This is a genomic window from Kitasatospora indigofera (assembly GCF_014655955.1).
GTDB lineage: Bacteria > Actinomycetota > Actinomycetes > Streptomycetales > Streptomycetaceae > Kitasatospora > Kitasatospora indigofera.
Genome location: NZ_BNBO01000046.1, coordinates 51,618 through 71,044 on the forward strand (window position 1 = coordinate 51,618; position 19,427 = coordinate 71,044).

Consider the following 19,427-nt stretch of genomic DNA (forward strand, 5'->3'; position numbering starts at 1 on the left):
ATGGCACGGCCGACATGCTCGGCTGCCTTCTTCTCTGGCATCCGCTACTGCCGCTACCTCCCTGGTCAGGGGCATGTTTTTGGTAGCGGATTGGGTAGCGGTAGCGGATTGGTGCCGCTCCCGCCGGGTGGCGGGAGCGGCAGGGCGTCTACCGGAGCGCGGCTTCCGCGGGGCTGGTCTCGGGGGTGGGTAGCGGATTCGTATCCGCTACCGGTGGGCTATCCGCTACCGGAAACAGGGTTCTGACCTGCGCGGTAGCGGAGGTAGCGGCAGTAGCGGATTCCTGGGAGCGGGGCGGGCAGTAGCGCAGCCAGGCGTCGGTGAGGTCGGCGGCGTAGTAGCCCTTGACGCTGCTCTTGGGGCCGGTCTTGATGTTGCGGGGCTTGATGGGGTCGTTGTCGGCGGTGACGTAGTCGCCGAGCATCCGGGCGAGGGCGCGGGCGGTGATGGGCGAAACGCGAAACGCCTACGCCGGGCCAGGGCCCTCGGTAGTCTGAGCCTAGTAACTTCCATGAAGGGGAAGCGTGACCGGGAAGAATCAATGGATTGAGCACGAGTATTTCCGGACTTACAGAATTGCGACGCGCGTCGAGTCGGTTTCCCTGAACCCGTTCAACTACTTGAGGGAATTGGAGGCACTGTTCCTGGAAGACGGGATTCTCGAATTTGCCCCTAGCTGGCAAAAGGACACCGCCCTCCATCGGCTCATTAGATACATTGCAGACGACTTCTTCTCGGAGGACACTACCGGGCCGACCTGTGCGCCCTGGGGTTCCGATCCCGTCCATCCGAAGTGGATCCTTCCTGTCGACTTGGCGCTTCAGTTGTATGGCCTCTCCGATGAGCCAGAATTTTTCATTCCGGAGGATCGGAACATCGTCCAGGGCGAGGACGGCATCTATCGACAAGTGACTCCCCCGTGGGTAGAAAACGCCTGCTACGAGCGCTACCAGTACCTGAGGCTCACGCAGGTCTACGAGGATCTGCTTGCGAGGATTGCCGAAGAGGTATTCTTCGTGATGTTTCTCAATCGCCGGGCGCTGGAGGGCCTAAACCGGCACCTCGCCGGACACTTGGGAGATATTGATCCCGCCTATATATCAGAAGACAGCATGGGACTTGCACGGCTATTCTCTGGCCCCGGAGAGCTCAAACGAGTAAGGCCGCCAGTCTGGGCTAAAAGAGCCGTCTTCTACCGAGAGCGCGGGCGCTGCGCATCATGTCGAACTGACTTGTCAGGCCTTATCGATACGTTCCCAGACTCAAACTACGACCATATGATTCCATTGGCACGAGGCGGGCTCAATGATCTGACCAATCTGCAACTACTGTGCGGAAGGTGCAACCTGAAGAAGTCGGATAGAATCACTGCTTCAAGTAAGCACTATCGGCGCTGGTATTGAGCTGCAGAGCTCGCCGACAGGCAGAGCACGCACAGCCCCATCACGTGCACGGGTCTGAGTATCTAACTGGCCTACGCCGGGCACGCACGCCAGCGGACGACCACGGACCCCCAGGGACGACCCGCGCAGGTCAATCGCGTTGACCCTCCACGCCGGATAGGTGCCCAAGTTGCTTCGGACGAAGAGGCTGTGGTCACGTCTCGGGCATCTGGGATGGCGGAGCTCACGAACACTGTCGTGTACCGCGCTCGGGGTGGGCCACCTCTCCAGCTCGGACCCTTGCGGGAGGCACCCGCCTGGCTCTGGAGAAATCCTGGAGATGATCACGAAATCCCGGCCACGCGGGACCAATGAAGACCAACGCGCAACGAGGCTCTGACCTGCCACTTTGCCTCGCGCCGCACGTCAGCGATCTCGCAGGGCCTAATTCGGGACGAAGGAGCTGTGAGTTCATAGCGCAGAGTCCCTGCACCGCGAGGTGGCCTGGTTGTGTTAGCGCTGTCGGGGGACTGGCAGCGGTTCGTGGTGGTGCCAGATCAGTGACCGGTCCTGGCTGTGGAGCTCGGCGGATCCCCACTCTAGGCGGACGATGCCCTCTGCCAACGAGCATGCGTAGGCGACGAGTACGACCTTCGTGTCTGGGGCGAGGCCTGCGAGATCTGCGTGGGGCTCGGCCTCGACCGGGAGTTCGAGGCCGAGGCCGAGTTCTGGCTGACGCGGGTCGGGACCGTGCCGGCGGATGAGGTCAGCCCGCAGCCTCGACCTGCTGCGGAGCTTGGCTGTGCTGACCGGCACGTCTCTCTTCGCGTAGCGGTAGGGGTAGATGACGTGGCCGGCGATCACGGCGAGCGTTCCTGCCTGGAGGCGGACCAGTTCCGTGGCGGGTAGTTGCGACAGGCCAGCTGACAGCTCCTCGTATTGTGCGCCGTATAGCCCGACGAATGTAAGTAGCCACTCAGCGGGGCGTCAGCAGCCATGTTGGCTGCACAGGCTCAGCACGGTGCCGTCAAGCTGATGACGTGCGCACCACGGGGCGCAATGGTGGTCAACCTCTCTCGGTCGGGCTCGCTCGCAGCCAGGACGGTGATACCGGCTAGCTGCTCCCACTGGACGTGGGAGCGCTTGGGGCGCAACAGCGCGCCAACGGGTCCGTCCGCGTGGCCGGCGCACAGCGGGATACCTCCGGCCCACCGGGGGTCGTAGTCCTCGTGCTCGAAGTACGGTGCTGTGCCGTGGTGGGCGAGAACCCACGGGGTAGCCGCCTCGCGCCTCCGTCGGCGCTCGTCCGCCGGCGCCGACAGCCACCAGGACCGGGCCATGACCCGGTGCGGGCCGCGCAGGAGGTGGCGCGAGGGCTGCGTCGCGCCGCGCCAACCCGCTCCCGGCTGGAGCTGGCGCTCCATCGCCTGGATCCGCTGCTGGCGCTCACAGGTGCCGCGCGTATGGCGGTGGAGGTGGGGCCAACCGGCCCCGGCACAATCGTTGCTGCCGAGGTCTAGCTGATCACCGGAAGCGGCGAGTGCCCTGGTGAGCTCTTGGTCTTCGCGCAAGGCGGCTATCTTTCATGGGTAGAGGTCTGCTCGTAGATCCGTCCGGCTCAACCGGGCATGGATGTTGCGGTGCCGTCACAACGGTCATGGTCTGACTCGGCACGGGACCGGTCAGCTGCGGCATGTGGCGTGAGAACCTAGTCCCGAATCGCCCCATGCACGTCAGCTCGTGCCAGGCTCAATGCGGCGGTCTAAGGGAAGACGGAGCGCAGGGTGTACGTCACAAGGGTTCAGCTCAGAGATATCAAGAGTTTCAGTGGTGAGCGCGCGGTAGACCTGTCGCTGTCCGGGCGTAGTGGTTGGACGGTACTCGCGGGACGTAACGCCTCTGGCAAGTCCACAGTGCTGCAAGCCATCGCACTGGCGATCAGCGGCCCAGATGTCTCACGCACGTTGATGCCGGACTTTGCCGGCTGGGTCAACGAACGCGCCAGGAAGGGCGAGGTCGAGGTCCACGTGACCGCTGACCCTCAGCTTGACCAGTTCATTGGACGAGGACAAAAGCCCAGTGAGTTCTCCGTTGGGCTGCAGTGGACTCGCCATTCCTTCGATCGGGAAGATCAAGGAGTGGCGGTGCTGGAGCCGCTGATCACAACTATGGGCGGGCCCCGCGGACCCTGGGCGCCGGGCGCGTCTGGATGGTTCTGTGCTGGTTACGGCCCTTTCCGTCGGCTCGGGTCGAGCGAATCGCGGCGCTTCAAGAATCAGGGCCCTAGCGGACGTCTGGTAACGCTCTTTCGTGAGGATGCAGTACTGACAGAGGGGGTGTCATGGCTGATCGATCTTCGACTTCGACAGTTTGAGGAGGAAGAGCGGAAGAGAATTGCTGAGGAACATTCAGGGGAAAGTCCTGTCGTAGCTGGCCCATTGCTGAGGACGGTATTGCAGCTACTGCGAGACGATCTACTTCCAGACCGCTATCAGATTCAAAGGGTTACGGCGGATGGCCTGTGGGTGTCTGATGGTCAGAAGGTGCGAGGTAAGGGCTTCCCTTTGAGGGAGATGAGCGATGGCTATCGATCGGTAGTGGCATTGGTGCTAGATATTGTCCGCCAGCTCCATAATGCCTACGGAAGGCTGCGTATCGGATCCACCGAAAATGGTGGCATGGCAATCATGTTGCCGGGTGTGGTATTGATCGACGAAATAGACGCACATATGCACGTCAGCTGGCAACGCAAGATCGGCGGCTGGCTCCGGGAGCATTTTCCTATGATCCAGTTCATTGTCACCAGTCATAGCCCATATATCTGCCAGGCCGCCGATGAAGGCGGGCTAATCCGGCTTCCTGCAATCAACGAACTCCAGGCGCCGGCCGTGGTTGACGAGGATCTCTACCGCCGAGTCGTCTATGGCAGCGGTGACGACGCAGTGCTCTCTGAACTATTTGGGGTGGAGACTCCATACTCAAGCCGCGCCGAGCAGCAGCGCCGACGTCTGGTAGCACTGGAGCGGAAGGTGTACGCCGGGACGAGCTCCTCTGCGGAACAAGCCGAGTATCAAGAGTTGGCCAAGTTGCTTACGAGTTCCTTGTCGAGCAGGGTGGCTGAGGTGTCAGCCCGTTTGGAGCAGGACCAGTGATCCCGCTTCACCGAATAGACCTTTCTCCGCGTGTACAGGGCCTTCTGACGAGGGCAACGGGACGCGTCAAAACGAGAGGCGGCACCTCGGCGATTGCACGCAAGACCTGGAAGGATGCCGACGGAACCACGAAGCATGTGCGTCAGGCTCTGGAGAGTATGGCGCGTGGTGCTGTGCGGTGCATGTACTGCGATGACAATCGAGGCATGGCCATTGACCATTTCGAACCGCTAGAACGCGCACCGCTTCGGGCATTCGAGTGGCTGAATCACCTACTGTCCTGCGCATACTGCAATAGCGATGTGAAGAGGGAGGAATATCCGGTAGACGCGAATGGCTTTTGCCTGCTGATCAATCCAACAATTGAAGATCCAGCCGAGCATCTCCAGCTCATGTTGGCGTCCGGCGAATATGAACCTGTGAATGGCTCCCCTAAAGGGGTCGAGTCAATCAGGGTATTCGGCCTCAATCGTCCCGACCTCATCAAGGGTCGCCAGGACGCCTTTGACTTGGCCTGCTCCAACATCCGCGACTGGCACTTCCAGCGCCAATCCAATGACGTCAGGGCCGATCGAGTGGCGAAAGCGCTGCTGGATAGACCGTTCATCGACGTCGTGCATGCCATGACCCGTCTCAAACCGAGTGTTGCCGCTATCGTTGTCGGCCAGGACACCGTGCCTGCTCTTGTAGCTTGGCAAGCCGAGTACGGGCTCTGATTGGTTCAGGTATACGGTGCCCGAGTCGACGCTCCGCCGCGGGGTCAGAAAATTTCTGTGGCCGAATAGGGCCGCCGGGTTGGCACTGGCGGATCCTCAGTCGGTTGGATATCGCGAGATGTTCAGGCTTGAGAGCTCGTAACACGATCAAGCCGTTGCCTTGTTGAGCCTTCTCCAGCAGATGAGCGCACACGCAAGCGAGATGAATGAGTTGTGCACGTCGAGGCGGCGTTCCCAGCGGACGGCGAGGCGCTTGAACTGGTGGAGTAGGGCGAAGGTCTGCTCCACCACGTAGCGGAGCTTCCCCAGGCCGCGGATGTGCGGCTCTCCACGTCGGGAGATGACGGGCAGAATCCGGCGCCTGATCAGCTCTCGTCTGACGTGTCTGCTGTCGTAGCCCTTGTCGCCGAGCAGGGACTTGGGCCGCTTGTGGGGTCGCCCCGGTAGGCCGGCGACGGGTGGGACGCCATCGACCAGCGCGAGGGTCTGGGTGATATCGGGGATGTTGCCGCCGGTGGTGATGACCTTCAGCGGCCTTCCGTTGCCGTCGCAGATCAGGTGGTGCTTGCTGCCCGACTTGCCGCGATCGACCGGCGACGGGCCGACCCCGGCACCCCCCTTTTCGCGCGGACGTGGGAGGCGTCCACGCATGCGCGCGTCCAGTCGATCTGCCGGGCCGCGTTCAGTTTGGCGAGCAGTATCCGGTGGACCTGGTCGAAGACCCCGGCCTCCGTCCACCGGCACAGTCGGCGCCAGCACGTCTGCCCGGATCCGAAGCCCAGCTCCGGCGGGAGCTGCTGCCAGGTGATCCCGGTGAACAGCACTAACAGGACGCCCTGCAGACACAGCCGGTCCTCCACCGGCCGAGGCCCCGGGGACCGCTCCGGCCATGGCGGCAACACAGGCTCGATCAACGCCCACAACTCGTCATCGACCATCCACGGTGCACTCACGCCACCACCAACAGGCGAATCGTCACACCGGACACGGCCCACCAGCCCACATCCACGAGATCGTGTAGCGAGCTCTTAGGGCCCGCAGAGAATCAACGTGTTGCTTCCCAGTCGGCGGCTCGTTGACGTGGTATGCGCACCTCCGAATCGGCCCGTGACCAACTCGCCCTGAGGTTCGAGGTGTTGTTCCCACACCTCGACGAGCGTCAACGACGTCTGCTCATGGCGGCCGAGGCCCGACTGCTCGGCCATGGCGGGATCCGCGCCGTCGCCCAGGCGGCCGGAGTCAGCGAGACGACCGTCCGCAAGGGCGTGGACGAGCTGGAATCCGGCGCGGAACCGCTGGGACGGGTCCGCAGGCCGGGTGGCGGACGCAAGAAAGCGGTCGAGTTGGACCCGGGACTTCGGGCGGCCCTGCTCGGCCTGGTCGAGCCGGATGAACGCGGGGATCCGATGTCGCCACTGCGCTGGACGACGAAGTCGACCAGGAAACTCGCCGAGGAGCTGACCCGGCAGGGACATCGGGTCTCCGCCGACACGGTGGGCGACCTGCTGAGGGACGAGGGCTTCAGCCTGCAGGCCAACGCCAAGACCGTCGAGGGCGCCCAGAACCCTGACCGTGACGCCCAGTTCCACTACATCAACGAGCAGGCCAAGGCTCACATTGACACCGGGCAGCCGGTGATCAGCGTCGACACCAAGAAGAAGGAACTCGTCGGCGACTACAAGAACGCCGGCCGCCAGTGGCGCCCGGCGGGCGAGCCGGTGCAGGTCAAGACCCACGACTTCCTCGACCGGCAGGGCCCGGCCAAAGCAATCCCGTACGGGATCTACGACATCGTCGCGAACATCGGCTGGGTCAACGTCGGCACCGACCACGACACCGCCGCGTTCGCGGTCGCCTCCATCAGCCGCTGGTGGCAGGCACGCGGCCGGCACGACTACCCCGCCGCCAACCGGCTGCTGATCACCGCCGACGCCGGCGGCTCCAACGGCCACCGCACCCGCGCCTGGAAGACCGAACTCGCCGCGCTCGCCGCCCGGACGGGACTGGAGATCACGGTCTGCCACATGCCTCCCGGCACATCGAAGTGGAACAAGATCGAGCACCGGCTCTTCTCCCACATCAGCATGAACTGGCGCGGCAAGCCGCTGACCAGCCACGACGTCATCGTGAGCAGCATCGCCGCGACCACCACCCGCACCGGCCTGACAGTCGAAGCCCGCCTCGACACCGACACCTACGACACCGGTGTGAAGGTCACCGACGCCGAGATCGACGCCCTGCCCATGCACCGACACCGCTTCCACGGCGACTGGAACTACACCCTCCACCCCGCCGACACGCAGTCGGCGTCCCAGGCAGCCGATGCCGCACGAGAGGACACCGTCCCCGTCCGGGCCGCAGCCCCTTCCGGCCCCGCCGCGCTCCGCGATCCGGAGTTGACCGGCATGACTTGCGGGCAACTAGACGCCGTCACAGCTGAGTTGACCCCATTGCTAGACCGGCGCCGTGAGGAGATCCGGCACCAGCGACGCGGCACCGCCCGGCATCGAAGCCGCGGCGCCGGCGCCAAGGACAAGCTGGAAACGGCCGACCGGATCCTTGCCGCCATCCTCTACCAGCGGAAGATCGGCACCCAAGAACTCCTTGCCCAGCTCTTCGAAGTAGACCGCAGCACCATCACCAACGCGGTCACCGAGGTCCGCCCGATCCTGGAACAGCACGGTCATCGCATCCCCGCCGCAGCCGCCCGCTTCCGCACGCCCAAGGACGTGGCCGCATACCTCGACGACACCCAGCACGAGATCAAAACAGCATGTTGATTCTCTGCGGGCCCTTAGCAGGCTCACGATCGTTCCTTTGGGTGGCCGCGCCCGGGACGGAAGGCGCCGGTGAACGCAGGCGTGGTGCTGTCAGGATCTCCTGCATGGACACAGGGCGGCCGGCGGGTCACGACGCGCAGTACCTGACGGTGACGGCCCAGGCGTACGGCTGGGCTGCGTTCTGGGACGAGCGGGGGCTGACCGGGACCTGCGGGCATCGGAGCGTGCGGGCGCAGTTCGCGCCCTCGGGGGCGTTCGTCGTCGCGGTGACGGGCGGCCCGGCCGGGACCTTCGCGCAGCTGTCGATGCCGCAGGTGCTGGACATCCTGGAGGCGAGCGGGGCCCCGCTGCCCCCGCCCTGAGCTTGACGTTTAACGTCCGGCAGCCGGCGACTTCGCGAGTGAGATCCGAATCCTGTCCAGCCAGCGTTGACAGAACTCAGGTGTGATCGGTTCGAAGAGCTCCGGAGTGGATGCCTCGAAGAGGAACTGTGCCAGGAGGTCTTCATGACCGTCTTCGATGTCCACACCGTCGTGGACGTGCACAGCCTGGGCCCAGGTGGTCAGCTCGGGGTATTCCACGAGGCTGCCGACTGCCTTGGCTAGGACAACCTCGACGGCAGAGCGGTCCACCACGGCGTGGGCTGAAGGATCTGCACTGCGTGCGGTTCGCACAAGCTCGTCGAGCTCCCCACGCCATCTGACGAGGTCTTCGAGTGCTGGGCTTGCGTTGGCATTCACGCTGCTCATCATGCCTGACCAAAGCAGGCCGGTGGGGCGCCACCGTCACTTGCCTTCCGACTCCGTGCGCCGGGGTTTGGTGCCCTTCTTGTGGTGGGCGGGTCGGGCGTACGCCTCGCCGGTGGCCAGAACTCTGCCCACTTCGTAGCGGTCGGCGGGCCGCTGGTTCGTCGAGCCGAGCGGCGGCCGGGTCCTGGGCGGGTGGGTTTCGGTGCACGCGCTGGTGAGGGGGCCTTTGTGCGGAGGCGTCCCGGCCCACGACCGCTCGTCCCGCAATCCTCGTAGACAGCCTGCCGGCCCCTCGGCGGCGGCAGCTGCTGTCGGCGAGCTATCGAGCCAGGAACCCCTCAACTTCGCGTTTCAGAGCAGGCGGCACGTCGGCCAACTCGGAGACGATCAGGCGGACCTCCCGCCCGAGTTCGGGAGACTCGCTCCAGTTTATGGACTCGGACGCCTGAGCCCCGAGTCGTTCACGGCGCTCAGAGAGGCGGTCGGGGAGCTCGCGGGCATGGCTGAGGCACCGACCGACCTGCGCTTCATTGTCGTCACTGTCGGCCGCACGGTTGGCCTGCCCACGATCGAGCGGGTCATGGACACATGGGCCGCAGGCATCGATGGGGTCGAATGGTGGTTCGGCAACGGAGATCGCTCAGCCTCCACCGTCTGAGCAGGTCAGCGGAGGGCAGAGCCAGGTTCCTCCGCTGCGGAGAGTGCCGTGACCTGACCCGTCATCCACCGTCGGGGCCCGCCGACCGTAGGTCGGCGGGCCCCGACGCGCTCTCCCCGCTCCCCACCCTCCTCAGACCGTTGAACAGCCCAACCAGCTGGGGAACGGAGAGCATGCCTAGCCGTTTTCGCGGTTCTCATCACCGGCACCGGGCCTTTCCAAGCACGCGATATTCGGAGGGTTTCGTCGGCAGCGAGCCGTAGGGTTGGCGCGCCAAGACAGGCTGGTAGCAGGGGAGAAGCGTGCGGTCCGAGGAACATGCGGGGTGGGAGCGGGACTTCCCGGTCCGGCATCTCCTGGCGCGGGAGGACATCGACGGTGAGGAGGCGGTGCTGTGGGGGCGGTGCGCGGAGGTCGAGGGCCTGCCCGCGTGAGAGCCTGCTGGTCCAGGCCGTGGCGGACAGCACCCAACTGGTGCGGCTGCTGGGGGACGGAATGCTCTCGATCGAGCCTGTGGGTCCCGCGAACGACGGGCCGGCCCGCTTCTGGGACCTGGAGGACACGGCTGTCCTGGCCCAATGGCCCACGCCGGGCGATCCCGGGCGCGTGGACATCGTCGTGGGCACCAGCGTCAGGGAGGACGACTTCTGGGGTGGCAAGCGGCTGCCTTCGAGTCCGCGGTTCGACCTGTGGTTCCCCTCGATCCGAGGGGACAGCCCATCGGGCGGTTGCCGTTCCATTGACGGCCTGCTCACCCCGCGCCCGCTGCGACCCACCCGGCCCGTGCACCTGATCGGCTGCGAACCCGCCGCACCGCTCCTGGCCCTGCTGTGTCGGCCCCTTCCGCAGAAGGGCGACCCGATCAGGCTCAGGCGCCTCGATCGCCACGGCCGGACGATGACCGGGTACCGCCTCGACCTGGACACCGTCGAGGCACGCCCGTCCGTCCTCGGCGGAGCCCTGATCGACGTCACCATCACCGACCCCGGTGACGACCGCCCCACCCCGGCCGCCCGTGAAGTCTGGGAGATGTGGTCCGACGGTGTTCCCACGCGGACCAACCAGTGGGCACAGTTCGACGCCGAGGGCCGGTCCGAGTGGCTGAACCTCACCAGCGTCGGCCCGTACGTGCCGGACGGCCTCTCCGGCGGGACGTACCACCTGGACGGACAGCACGTCACCGACAGGGCCGGCCTGCTCCTGGCACTCGGCGAAGCCCTGCTCGGCCCTGGCAGCCACTACGGCAGATGCCTGGACTCGATGACGGACTATCTGGGCGGCGGGCTCTCCGTCGCCCCCCGTTCACACTCGTCTGGCAGCACGCCGACATCGCGCGCCACGCCCTCGCCGGACACGTCCTGCACCATCTCGACGGCCTGTCCTACTTCGAGGTGACCGTGAACCTCCTGCGCAAGCACGGCGTCACCGTCGTGCTTCAGTGAGGGAAGCGGTGGGCGATTCCGAACCCCCTGAAGAAGACAGCGACTGACCCGGAGAAGGAACGAAGTGGGCGACGGCCAGGCCCATCAGGGAGGTGGTCACCCATCGCCGCCTCCCGCCGCCCAGCCCCGCGGTCGGTGCGCGGCAGGAGGTCGAGGACCGGTCTGTCGCGCCTGGCCGGAGCTACGACGCACTACTCTCCGCGGTCCGGCCCGTGACCGGCACGGGTTCGGGCGGGTTGAGAGGGCATGACGAACGAGGATCCTCGCCCTGACCGCGGCACCCTCCCGCCGGCCCGCACCGTGACCGCCCTCGCGGACCGCCCGCAGGACCAGGACCTGCAGCTGCTGGTGGTGCGCCCGGGCGGCCTTCACCCGGCTGGTCACGCTCAGGCCGGTGCCTAGTCGTTGCGCCTCTGGTTCGGAGCGTGATCAGCCCGGGGCCGGAGCGTCGGCCCGCTGCGTCAGCCCGGTTGTGACCTGCCGCAGCAGCACCGTCGGCGACGGCATGACGGCATACCAGGTGTTCGCGCACCTCACTGCGGCTTCGGCCGGGGCCCAGGCGGCCACCACCGGGAGTTCACAGTGGTCACTTGCCTCCAGCGGAGGCAGCGTCCAGGCGCTGGAGTGGGACCGGCGCAGGGTTGGCCTGTCAGGATCCGGCTCAGGGAGCCTGGCGTGGTTCGGTGGCCGGCGGGTGTGGTGGGCGCCCGGCGCGTACGAAGTCGAGGTAGTCGTCCTGGGCGATGCCGGCGTTCACCCAACGGTCGGGGACGGCTCCGGTGCCGGCCTCGGCGATCGCCATGGCGGCCGACTCGTCCTGGGCCGTGGCGATCTCCTGGCCGAAGTCCTCCTCCTCGCTGTCGGAGTCGAGTGCCGGGAACTCGACGAGGTCGTGGAAGTGCTCCCCGCCGACGTCTTCGGCGGTGTGGAGCACGACGAGGTAGCCCGAAGCCGTCGGCCTGACCTCGACCCAGCGGATACCGGGCCTGTCCGGGCGGCCCGCCGCGCCGAGGAACTGCTCGATGGTGCGACCCTGCCGCAGGGCGCCGAGGGCGAAGGATCCGGTCAGGTAGCGCACGTGGCCAGCGTAGAGGGACGGCGAGGACCACCGGGCTGCGGCCCTGCGCCGGCTCGGCCGGGCGGGCAGGCACCTGGCCGTGCTCGCCCAGGACGGCTCCGTCCCCGGCGCCGTCGTGCTGGATGCCGGCAGCCGGGGGAGGAGGGCTTCGCTGTCGCAGCGGCCAAGCTCCTGGAGGCCCGCGGACGAGGCACCCCGCGTCCGGTCGAGGCCGGACGGCACCGGCCGGACGGAGGAGGAACTCCATGCACAGCAGGTCGTCGACCACAAGGGGGAGCAATTGCTCAACCAGGTGTGATGCGGGAGGCAGCGGCGCTCGGCGTGGACGCGATGCTCAATCCTCAGGCCCTGGAGACGAGCGGAGGGTGGTCGCACCGCTGGGGTGCGCCACCCTCGTGGGCGCCGCGCTCGAATTCGCGGTGATGCCCGGTCCCTGTTCCATGGTGCGGCCACGACGCCAGGGGTGGATCCGGCTCGGTGGCCGGATTCAGCGCTGTTGAGAGGGTGGCACCGTCGGTGGGGCCCGGGCAACCACGGCCCGGAAAAATGTGTACCAATCCGAGGCGTTCGGCATGTCTGAGCTGCTCGGACGATTCGGTGGTCGAACTGCCGGGGGGTGGCGTTCGGGAGGGTGTTCCGGCCGTCCGTGAATCAATGACCGCCATCCGTCAACACCGATTGTGATCGCGGGCTGGCTTAGTGGGAGTATCACACCGTCCGACGGTCAGGGGGCCTCGAATCCTCCTGTCGGACCGTCAAATGTGCGGCCATGCCCAGCTCGTGCGCGTCCCTCCGGGTGACGCGCACCTTCAACGACAGGGGAGAACCCTTGCGCTCCGTCACTGCCAGGCCTGCCTCCGGCCCCGAACGCGAGGGCCGGACCCTGACCAACGGTGAGATCGTCATCGTGGTCGTCATCATGATCCTCGCCGCGTCCCTGGCCGTCGCCGGCCTGCCGATGTTCGGCATCCTGGAGTTCGTCGGCGCCGTCGCCTTCCTCGCCTGCCGCACCCTGGAGCGGCTGCGCGCCCCGCGCCCGGCCGAGGGCCTCTAGCGGCTCGTGGGACGGCGTGAGAGCGCCGTTGTCGTCGTCACCCGGCAGTGCGAGACGTTGGCGCTGTGGCTGCGTGAGCAGCGCCAACGTGCCGGCCTGACCTACACGGCAATGGCCGCGAGAACCTCCTACACCCCTTCGATGCTCTCCCGCGCCGCCAGCGGCCGCAGCGTTCCTTCGCTGCCCCTGGTGGAGGCGTTCACGAAGGCCTGCGACGGTGACCTGGCCAAGGCCCGCAAGCTGTGGAAGGGCGCCCGCTGGGCGCACGCCAAGCGCCGTCGCACCGAGCGCCGCGCCGAGCGCGCGGAGTTCCACGACCTCACGGCCGCCTACGACCGGCTCCTGCTGGTGCACCCCGGGATGATCGAGGACTACCGGCAGCTGGTGCGGGCCATGGTCGAACTGCGGGCCAGGAGCGGCCAGCCCTCCCTGCTGGAACTGCAGGACAAGGCCGGCCGGACCGAGGGCGGCGGGAGAAGACTGCCGAAGAGCAGCCTCAGCGCGATCCTCCGCGGCGAGGCCCTTCCACGCCGCGGCCACGTCATCGCCTTCGCAGAAGCCCTCGGTGCCTCACGCGGCGCCGTCGCCGAGTGGGAGAGGGCATGGGAGCGGGCCGCCCGCACGGCCGAGCCGCCGTGGGCCCTCTCCCCTCGGCCCGCAGGAGCGGCCTACCGCCGGGTGGAGCAACCCGAGATACGGATCCGCATCTCCCCGCCCACCACCCGGTCGGACCGGGTCCTGCACTTTCGGACCGCGCCCCCGCAACCACCCGGCCTATGGCTCGACGACCTGGACCGAATGCGCACCCGGACGCCGCACCCCACCCCGGAGACCCTGCTCCTCAACGTCCGGCTCGGCCCCCGGAGACCCAACCCGCCGGCCGGCCGCACCCACGCCGGACTCCCCATCCGCAACCCCCGCCGCTACGAACCCCCCAGCCCACAACGACACCGCCGCACCCACCCACTCGGCCCGGCGCACCCGGACCAACCACACCCTCCCCCGCCGAACCACACCCCAGCCCGGTAGCCACCTCGATTCCCGGCCGGACGCCAATCCACCAGCGGCCCACCCACCAAGGTGAGCAGAGCCGGGGCCGCCATCGGCGCACGCCGGCCTGCCCGGGACCTCGGGTGTTCCTGGGAAAGACGGGCACTGTCACCCCCGCCCAGACCTGCAGCACGGCCCCAGGAGGTCGCAGGACCGCCCGGGCTCGGCCGTGCTGCGATGCCGTACTCGCCGCCGCGCGGCCGTGACCGTCACGGGGGTGGGCGGGTTGAGCAGGCATGACGAACGAGGACCCTCGCCCCGACCGCGGCACCCTCCCGCCGGCCCGCACCGCGACCGCCCTCGCGGACCGCCCGCACGACCAGGCACTGCTGGTAGCACGCCGGGCAGCGGTATGCGGGGAGCTGGCCGAGGAGTGGCTGCGAACCCTGGCCGGGCGGCACCCCTGGACGGAGACGGGCACGGTCCTCACCGACATGGCGCACGCCGTCGGCGAAGTCCTGGGCCGGTACGCCCTCACGGACCAGCCCGCCGGCCAGGACGAGACGGACAGGCTGGGCAGACCCCTTGACCTGTACTTCAGCCCCGCCGGCTGCCTCCTCGCACCCCTCACCGACCACCGCGAGCCCCTGAGCGCCCCGGAGCTTGCCACCGTGATGCTGCTGACCGGCTGTGCGCGCACCGCGCTCGCCATGACCGCCATCGCCTGGGAGCGGGACCTGCCCGCCCTGCTCGCGGTCATGGAGTTCGCCCTCGACCAGGCCGGCCCGGCCGCGGTGCGTCCTGATGGCGAATGACCTGGTTAGCCCGCTACGTACATCGCGGGAGAATCACCCGGTGACCAGCAACAGCGCCTCCCGGCCCGGCCAGCGCGGCCTGACCGCCCTCATCCCCCAGCGCCCCGACGACTCCAGCCCCGGCCAGCGCGCCGCCGCCCAGATGCTGGCCCTGCGCGAGGTCACCCTGCCGGCCGCCGTCGTCGCGGCCGCCGCCGAACTCCTCGCCGAGAAACTCGACCACGAGAGCGACCCCGTCACCCGCGAAGCCACCGCCGCCGTCCTCGCCCGCCTCCAGAACGCCGTCGACCAGGTCCATCCCCGCCCGGAACACCGACGCTGACCGACCGCCCCGGCGCGGCCGGGGCAGCGGTGAACCGCCGTCAGCGAAGGCTGCCGGTCTCGATCCGTTAGTCGCGGCGATCTGGTCCTCGCCTCACCACCCTCGGCTTCAACGCCGGGCCCGTCGGCTGAGAGCCCCGGCGCGTCTTGACGGCGGTCCGGTCCCCGATCTACGTGCAGCGGTACGGCGCGGCGGTCATCGGGCGAGGGTGACGGTGATCGGCTCGTCCATGCAGTCTGCGGCGAGCCGGTGCAGGGCGTCGGATTCGCGCTGGTCGACGGTCAGCCCCCAGCGGGTCTTCACCGCGGTCCAGTCGGTGAGGTACGTGCAGCGGTACCCGGTGTTGGTCGGCAGCCAGTCCGCCGGGTCCTTGTCGGCCTTCGAGCGGTTGGACTTCGCGGTGACGGCGATCAGCGCGCGCGGCTCGTCCAGGTCGTTGGCGTAGGCCTGGCGCTCTGCGGCGGACCAGCTGGAGGCGCCGGAGTCCCAGGCTTCGGCGAGCGGGACCATGTGGTCGACGTCCAGGCCGGCGGCGTCGGTGACGGTGACCGCGTCGTAGGGGGAGTACCACTCACCGCCCGTCAGGGCGCAGCGCGCACCGACCTCGGGTGCCTGGACGGCTTCGGCGATGATGACCTCCCGGCGGGTGTCGCAGCCGTCCTTGTCGGCGTCGATCCAGTGCCGGAAGGCGGTGCGGACGTAGCCGGTGCGGTCCTCGTCCGTGACGGGTAGTGCGTCGAGGGCGTCCAGCAGGGTGGTGGTGACCACCTCGCCGGGGGCCCGGTGGGCGGGCGCGGCCGGCTGCGCGGCGCCGGCGGGGGAGGCGAGGGCCACGCCGAGCAGCAGGGTGGCCGCGGTGGTCGCGAGGGCGCGCGTGGTGGTGGTGCTGGTCCGCATCCGGGAGGAGTCCGCTCTGTGAAGATCCGTCAGGTTATGTGGATCTTCCTAGCGGGCCCGGGCCGGCGAGGGGAAGCGGCGCGGGGCTCGGTTCACCCGGGCGGGGAACAAGTCGTACAGGAAGGAGCCTGGCCCGGTCGGTGTCCGGGACGCACGTGGCCCGGCAGAACGGGGCGGCTCGCCGGCACCCGCGCTGGCCGAAGGACCTGCGGCTGACCGTTGAAAGCTCCGACGTGATGGTCCTTTGCCCTCCGGGCGCAGGAGCATCAAGCGCTGTTCCAGGGGACATCCGGCGTGAGCATTTCGTGGATGCAGCGGCGTAGCCCGCTGCCGTGATAGTCGACTGGGGGGAGCCATGGCACTTGCTGGAACAGCTCGCCGAGTCGGTCGGTGCCGGGGTCGGTGAGGAGGGTGCGGAGTTCGTCGGGTGCGGGGCCGTCGACCAGGCACAGCCAGGCGAGGGCGGCGCCGACGTGGGTCTCGGGCGGTTGGGCGGCGTCCGACCACAGGGCTCGGGCCCAGGCGGGAGCGTGTTCGTCCTGGTCTTCGCGGGCGAGTTGGGCGATCGCCAGGATCAGGCTCACCCGGACCACTGGATCATCTTCCACGGCCAGCCTGCTGTGCAGGGCGGAGGAGATGCGCGGCACCTCGGCGGCCGCCGTCGCCAAGGCGAAGGCGGTGGCGGCGCGGACCTCTGGCTCGGGGTCGGGGAGAAAGGGGAGCAGGAGGTGCAGGTCGGCGGTGATGGCGTTGCGAGCGGCCTGGATCGTCCAGTCCACCGGACACATTGTGGTGCCCTCCGCCTCCTCCGGATCCTCGGCGACCTTGAGGAGCCCTTCGCGACTGCCGTCCCCGAAGTGCTGGCACCGGGCGATCTCGGCGACCAGGCGAAGGGTTCCCGCACGGAGCCCGGGGGGCCCGGTGGCCGCGATCCGGAGCAGGAACGGGACCGCCAGTGCTGCCACCGCGATCGTGCTGCCCTGGTGGTGCAGGCCCTCCCACAGCTTCTCCAAGGCCCGGCGGCCGGCTTGGGCATCGTTGGAAGCGAGCGTCACGAGTAGACCGGGAATCTCCTCGCCCGGGCCGTAGAAGTGCGGGAATCGCTGCCAAGGGATCTCGTCGTACCTGAACCCGTCCTTGACCTCCCGGGGGATCGCGCCCGCGACCGTCCGCATGTCGCAATCCGTGCCCACCCACGGCTCCGGCCACCGGTCCCATCGGTCATCGTCCATGGCTTGGCCTTCCGTCGGCATCGTCCGAGCCCCGGGAGTCTAACGGCCGATGATCAAGAAAGCGGTCCGCTTCTGCCGTACTCCGGTGGCACCGCAGGAGGGTGACGTTGCCCGGGTTCACCAGGGTTCGTGGTGAGCGAGCCCGTGGTCATCGGGCGGGTCGGATCGGGGGTCCGTACTCGCGCAGGAAGCGGTGCCAGGCCCGGGCAGTGCCCGCGAGTGCCTCCAGGCGCAGGACGAAGCCGATCGCCTCCACCTGCTCCGGCGTCGCGGTCACCTGCCAGCGCCGGCCGCCCGGCACGGCCCACGCCTGCTCCACGACGTCCCGGACCAGGACCAGCCGGGCGTCGCCGAGGCCGGGGATCGCGAGGAAGCGCCGCAGCGGCTCCATCTCGGAGTCCAGGAGCTCCAGCGGGACCAACGCGGGGTCCGCCACCTCGGCCGGACGCGGCGCGGGTACGGGCTGGTCGCGACGGCAGCGGTACTGCAGGGCCAGGACACCGTCCGCGGTGATCCGCGCAGCCCAACCAGTACCTTCTCCACGCGGGCCCGGGAGGTCCTCGGGGCCCGCGGATGCCAGCTCGCAGAGGCTCTCCCGGGCGAGGGCCTGGACGGCGCTGGTGCGTCGCCGGCCGTCTCCTTCGTCGTGGCCGCCGTGCAGCCAGCCCGGTGCGCGGGCGTGGGCGGCGGCGAGTTCTTCGAGGAGGCTCCACTGGTCGGGAAGCAGGCTCACGATCGTTCCTCCGGGAGCAGGTTGGCCCTCATCCTGCCGCAGCCCGGCGCCGACCGAGGGGCGATCCCGGGGGAGAGGCCCCGGGGGAGTGGTCGGGCACCGGCGCATCGGTGCGGCCGGCCTTCTTCCCCTGCTGCCGGCGCGTGCGTCTGCCGCTCGAACCGGGAATTGCAGGGCACGGTCAGAAGGTTGGCCCGCCGACGTGTGGGCCCTGCCGGCGGGCGGGATGCCGGGACGGCCTCTATCTTGAGGACGAAATACTACAAATCATCTCGATTCGTTGTGGAGTCGTCGTCATGAACAAGGGACAGCTGGTGGAAGCGGTGGCCGGGCAGCTCGGCAGCCGCACAGCGGCCGAGGACGCGGTGGACGCGGTCCTCGACGTCATGGTCCGCGCGGTGGTCGCGGGTGAGGCTGTGCAGGTCACCGGCTTCGGCACCCTGGAGTCGGTGCAGCGCGCCGGCCGCTACGCCCGCAACCCGCAGACGGGGGAGCGTGTGCGGGTGAAGAAGACCACGGTGCCGCGCTTCCGCGCCGGCCAGGGCTTCAAGGACATGGTCTCTGGTACGAAGCAGCTCCCGAAGAGCGGGCCGGCCGTCGCCAAGGCCCCCAAGGGCTCGCTCACCCCCAGCAAGACGGTCGCCGCCACCCCTACAGGCACGAAAGCGGCCGCCAAGCGCTCGGCCGCCGCGCCCGCGGTCACCGCGAAGAAGACCACGGCCAGTAAGGCCGTGGCGGCGAGGAAGGCCACAGCCCCAGCCACGAAGAAGACCGCGGCGGTCTCCCGGAAGACGGCCCCCGCCGTCGGGAAGAAGACCGCCGCGGCCGCAAAGCGGAGCACCCGCCGCACTACGGCATGATCGGCCCGGCACCGGGACGGTGAGCGGTACCGACAGTGCGCTGTCCCGGCGCTACGCGCCACCGCGACCGCAGACTTAAGCGGCCCGCCGCGATCACGAGGGCGATGGCGCTGTGCGGCCTGTCGGCCCCGGGGCGGCGGCCGGTGGCTCCTGGTGCTCGCGGTCGGTGGGTGAGCGGCCGTCGTCGAGGGCGCGGCGGCGCGCCGGGGTGGCGGTCGTGGAGCGGCAGCGCCGCACGGAGGGTGCCCGAGCCGACCCCCTGCACCTACCCGGCCGCCAAGGCCGACCAGTCCTGCACGAGCGCCAGCGCCTCGCGCGCGGTGTTGCTCACCACTTCCTCGTCGTGGCTTGCCAGGTCTGTGAGAAGGTCGAGGGTCTCGGGCTCGCGGGGCCACAGCAATGCCAGCAGCTTGGCCACCGCAACCCTCAGCTCGGCCGGCTGATCACGATGACCGTGCTCGCAGACCACCGGATATGCCGCATCAGGATCCCTGGCCACCAGTACTTCAAGGGCGGCGTCGCGCACCGTCGGTTCGGGGTCGGTGATGGCGGTGAGAATGGTGGGTC

General features: G+C 68.3%; 21 protein-coding genes. 13 read left to right on the forward strand and 8 right to left on the reverse strand.

Features of this window, described 5'->3' with window-relative positions; all coding sequences use genetic code 11:
* Window positions 1-148: 148 nt before the first annotated feature.
* Window positions 149-448, reverse strand: a complete 300-nt coding sequence (locus IE329_RS29690; protein ID WP_308438413.1) for a DUF3631 domain-containing protein — start codon at window positions 446-448, stop codon at window positions 149-151.
* Window positions 449-524: 76 nt separating this feature from the next.
* Here IE329_RS29690 and IE329_RS29695 point away from each other — a divergent pair, with 76 nt between their 5' ends.
* From IE329_RS29695 to IE329_RS29705, 3 genes are all read left to right on the forward strand, one after another.
* Window positions 525-1,403 carry an HNH endonuclease gene (locus IE329_RS29695; RefSeq protein ID WP_190214079.1) on the forward strand — a complete coding sequence of 293 codons (879 nt, stop codon included), beginning with the start codon at window positions 525-527 and terminating at the stop codon, window positions 1,401-1,403.
* A 1,763-nt stretch (window positions 1,404-3,166) separates the two neighbouring features.
* Entirely contained in the window at window positions 3,167-4,534 is a 1,368-nt protein-coding gene (locus IE329_RS29700) for an AAA family ATPase (RefSeq protein WP_190214080.1), read from the forward strand.
* Between the two features lie 206 nt (window positions 4,535-4,740).
* Window positions 4,741-5,250, forward strand: a complete 510-nt coding sequence (locus tag IE329_RS29705) for an HNH endonuclease family protein (RefSeq protein ID WP_190214081.1) — start codon at window positions 4,741-4,743, stop codon at window positions 5,248-5,250.
* Window positions 5,251-5,397: 147 nt separating this feature from the next.
* Here IE329_RS29705 and IE329_RS29710 read toward each other — a convergent pair.
* Window positions 5,398-6,203, reverse strand: a protein-coding gene (locus IE329_RS29710) for an IS5 family transposase (RefSeq protein ID WP_229927872.1) whose coding sequence is annotated in 2 segments (ribosomal slippage) — window positions 5,398-5,873 and window positions 5,873-6,203 — 807 coding nt in all. Because the reading frame shifts where the segments join, the coding sequence is not laid out codon by codon here.
* Between the two features lie 132 nt (window positions 6,204-6,335).
* Between IE329_RS29710 and IE329_RS29715 the strand changes: the two genes are divergently transcribed.
* Window positions 6,336-8,030, forward strand: coding sequence for an ISAzo13 family transposase (locus tag IE329_RS29715; protein WP_229927873.1), 1,695 nt, complete (start codon window positions 6,336-6,338; stop codon window positions 8,028-8,030).
* Window positions 8,031-8,134: 104 nt separating this feature from the next.
* A complete protein-coding gene (locus IE329_RS29720) occupies window positions 8,135-8,392 on the forward strand; it encodes a hypothetical protein (RefSeq protein ID WP_190214083.1) in 258 nt (85 codons plus the stop codon).
* A 9-nt stretch (window positions 8,393-8,401) separates the two neighbouring features.
* Here IE329_RS29720 and IE329_RS29725 read toward each other — a convergent pair whose 3' ends face one another.
* Window positions 8,402-8,770 carry a hypothetical protein gene (locus IE329_RS29725; RefSeq protein WP_190214104.1) on the reverse strand — a complete coding sequence of 123 codons (369 nt, stop codon included), beginning with the start codon at window positions 8,768-8,770 and terminating at the stop codon, window positions 8,402-8,404.
* A gap of 508 nt (window positions 8,771-9,278) precedes the next feature.
* Here IE329_RS29725 and IE329_RS29730 point away from each other — a divergent pair.
* The 3 genes from IE329_RS29730 to IE329_RS29735 all read left to right on the forward strand — a co-directional run bounded on the left by IE329_RS29730 (window position 9,279) and on the right by IE329_RS29735 (window position 10,832).
* Window positions 9,279-9,437, forward strand: coding sequence for a hypothetical protein (locus IE329_RS29730; protein WP_190214084.1), 159 nt, complete (start codon window positions 9,279-9,281; stop codon window positions 9,435-9,437).
* Window positions 9,438-9,739: 302 nt separating this feature from the next.
* Window positions 9,740-9,871: a hypothetical protein gene (locus IE329_RS41655; protein WP_268257345.1), complete on the forward strand. Its 132-nt coding sequence runs from the start codon at window positions 9,740-9,742 to the stop codon at window positions 9,869-9,871.
* Between the two features lie 19 nt (window positions 9,872-9,890).
* Entirely contained in the window at window positions 9,891-10,832 is a 942-nt protein-coding gene (locus IE329_RS29735; RefSeq protein ID WP_190214085.1) for a hypothetical protein, read from the forward strand.
* A gap of 708 nt (window positions 10,833-11,540) precedes the next feature.
* Here the strand turns inward: IE329_RS29735 and IE329_RS29740 are convergent.
* Complete coding sequence (locus IE329_RS29740; protein ID WP_229927874.1) at window positions 11,541-11,957, reverse strand: hypothetical protein; 417 nt, start codon at window positions 11,955-11,957, stop codon at window positions 11,541-11,543.
* Window positions 11,958-12,786: 829 nt separating this feature from the next.
* Between IE329_RS29740 and IE329_RS29745 the strand changes: the two genes are divergently transcribed.
* The 4 genes from IE329_RS29745 (at window position 12,787) to IE329_RS29760 (ending at window position 15,138) form a co-directional block, all read left to right on the forward strand.
* Window positions 12,787-13,011, forward strand: a complete 225-nt coding sequence (locus IE329_RS29745) for a hypothetical protein (protein ID WP_190214086.1) — start codon at window positions 12,787-12,789, stop codon at window positions 13,009-13,011.
* Window positions 13,012-13,122: 111 nt separating this feature from the next.
* A complete protein-coding gene (locus IE329_RS29750; RefSeq protein WP_229927875.1) occupies window positions 13,123-14,040 on the forward strand; it encodes an XRE family transcriptional regulator in 918 nt (305 codons plus the stop codon).
* Window positions 14,041-14,297: 257 nt separating this feature from the next.
* Window positions 14,298-14,816, forward strand: coding sequence for a hypothetical protein (locus tag IE329_RS29755; RefSeq protein WP_190214088.1), 519 nt, complete (start codon window positions 14,298-14,300; stop codon window positions 14,814-14,816).
* Between the two features lie 40 nt (window positions 14,817-14,856).
* Complete coding sequence (locus IE329_RS29760) at window positions 14,857-15,138, forward strand: hypothetical protein (protein WP_190214089.1); 282 nt, start codon at window positions 14,857-14,859, stop codon at window positions 15,136-15,138.
* Between the two features lie 195 nt (window positions 15,139-15,333).
* On the opposite strand, the gene IE329_RS29765 is transcribed toward IE329_RS29760, so the two are convergent.
* The 3 genes from IE329_RS29765 to IE329_RS29775 all read right to left on the reverse strand — a co-directional run bounded on the left by IE329_RS29765 (window position 15,334) and on the right by IE329_RS29775 (window position 18,000).
* Window positions 15,334-16,035 (reverse strand): HNH endonuclease family protein, encoded by a 702-nt coding sequence (locus tag IE329_RS29765; RefSeq protein ID WP_190214090.1) that lies wholly within the window; start codon window positions 16,033-16,035, stop codon window positions 15,334-15,336.
* A 266-nt stretch (window positions 16,036-16,301) separates the two neighbouring features.
* Entirely contained in the window at window positions 16,302-17,267 is a 966-nt protein-coding gene (locus IE329_RS40950) for a hypothetical protein (RefSeq protein ID WP_229927876.1), read from the reverse strand.
* 148 nt (window positions 17,268-17,415) lie between these two features.
* Window positions 17,416-18,000 (reverse strand): DUF6417 family protein, encoded by a 585-nt coding sequence (locus IE329_RS29775; RefSeq protein ID WP_190214091.1) that lies wholly within the window; start codon window positions 17,998-18,000, stop codon window positions 17,416-17,418.
* Between the two features lie 296 nt (window positions 18,001-18,296).
* Between IE329_RS29775 and IE329_RS29780 the strand changes: the two genes are divergently transcribed.
* Complete coding sequence (locus IE329_RS29780; protein WP_190214092.1) at window positions 18,297-18,860, forward strand: HU family DNA-binding protein; 564 nt, start codon at window positions 18,297-18,299, stop codon at window positions 18,858-18,860.
* Between the two features lie 265 nt (window positions 18,861-19,125).
* Here the strand turns inward: IE329_RS29780 and IE329_RS29785 are convergent.
* A partial coding sequence (locus IE329_RS29785) for a hypothetical protein (protein WP_373311339.1) occupies window positions 19,126-19,427 on the reverse strand: 302 nt, incomplete at its 5' end.

Excerpts from the sequence above, each read along its gene's own strand:
- IE329_RS29765 (WP_190214090.1), bottom strand. The coding sequence starts at position 16,035 with ATGCGGACCAGCACCACCACCACGCGCGCCCTCGCGACCACCGCGGCC.
- IE329_RS29720 (WP_190214083.1), top strand. The coding sequence starts at position 8,135 with ATGGACACAGGGCGGCCGGCGGGTCACGACGCGCAGTACCTGACGGTG.
- IE329_RS29755 (WP_190214088.1), top strand. The coding sequence starts at position 14,298 with ATGACGAACGAGGACCCTCGCCCCGACCGCGGCACCCTCCCGCCGGCC.
- IE329_RS29730 (WP_190214084.1), top strand. The coding sequence starts at position 9,279 with ATGGCTGAGGCACCGACCGACCTGCGCTTCATTGTCGTCACTGTCGGC.
- IE329_RS29705 (WP_190214081.1), top strand. The coding sequence starts at position 4,741 with ATGGCCATTGACCATTTCGAACCGCTAGAACGCGCACCGCTTCGGGCA.
- IE329_RS40950 (WP_229927876.1), bottom strand. The coding sequence starts at position 17,267 with ATGGACGATGACCGATGGGACCGGTGGCCGGAGCCGTGGGTGGGCACG.
- IE329_RS29715 (WP_229927873.1), top strand. The coding sequence starts at position 6,336 with ATGCGCACCTCCGAATCGGCCCGTGACCAACTCGCCCTGAGGTTCGAG.
- IE329_RS29750 (WP_229927875.1), top strand. The coding sequence starts at position 13,123 with ATGGCCGCGAGAACCTCCTACACCCCTTCGATGCTCTCCCGCGCCGCC.
- IE329_RS29780 (WP_190214092.1), top strand. The coding sequence starts at position 18,297 with ATGAACAAGGGACAGCTGGTGGAAGCGGTGGCCGGGCAGCTCGGCAGC.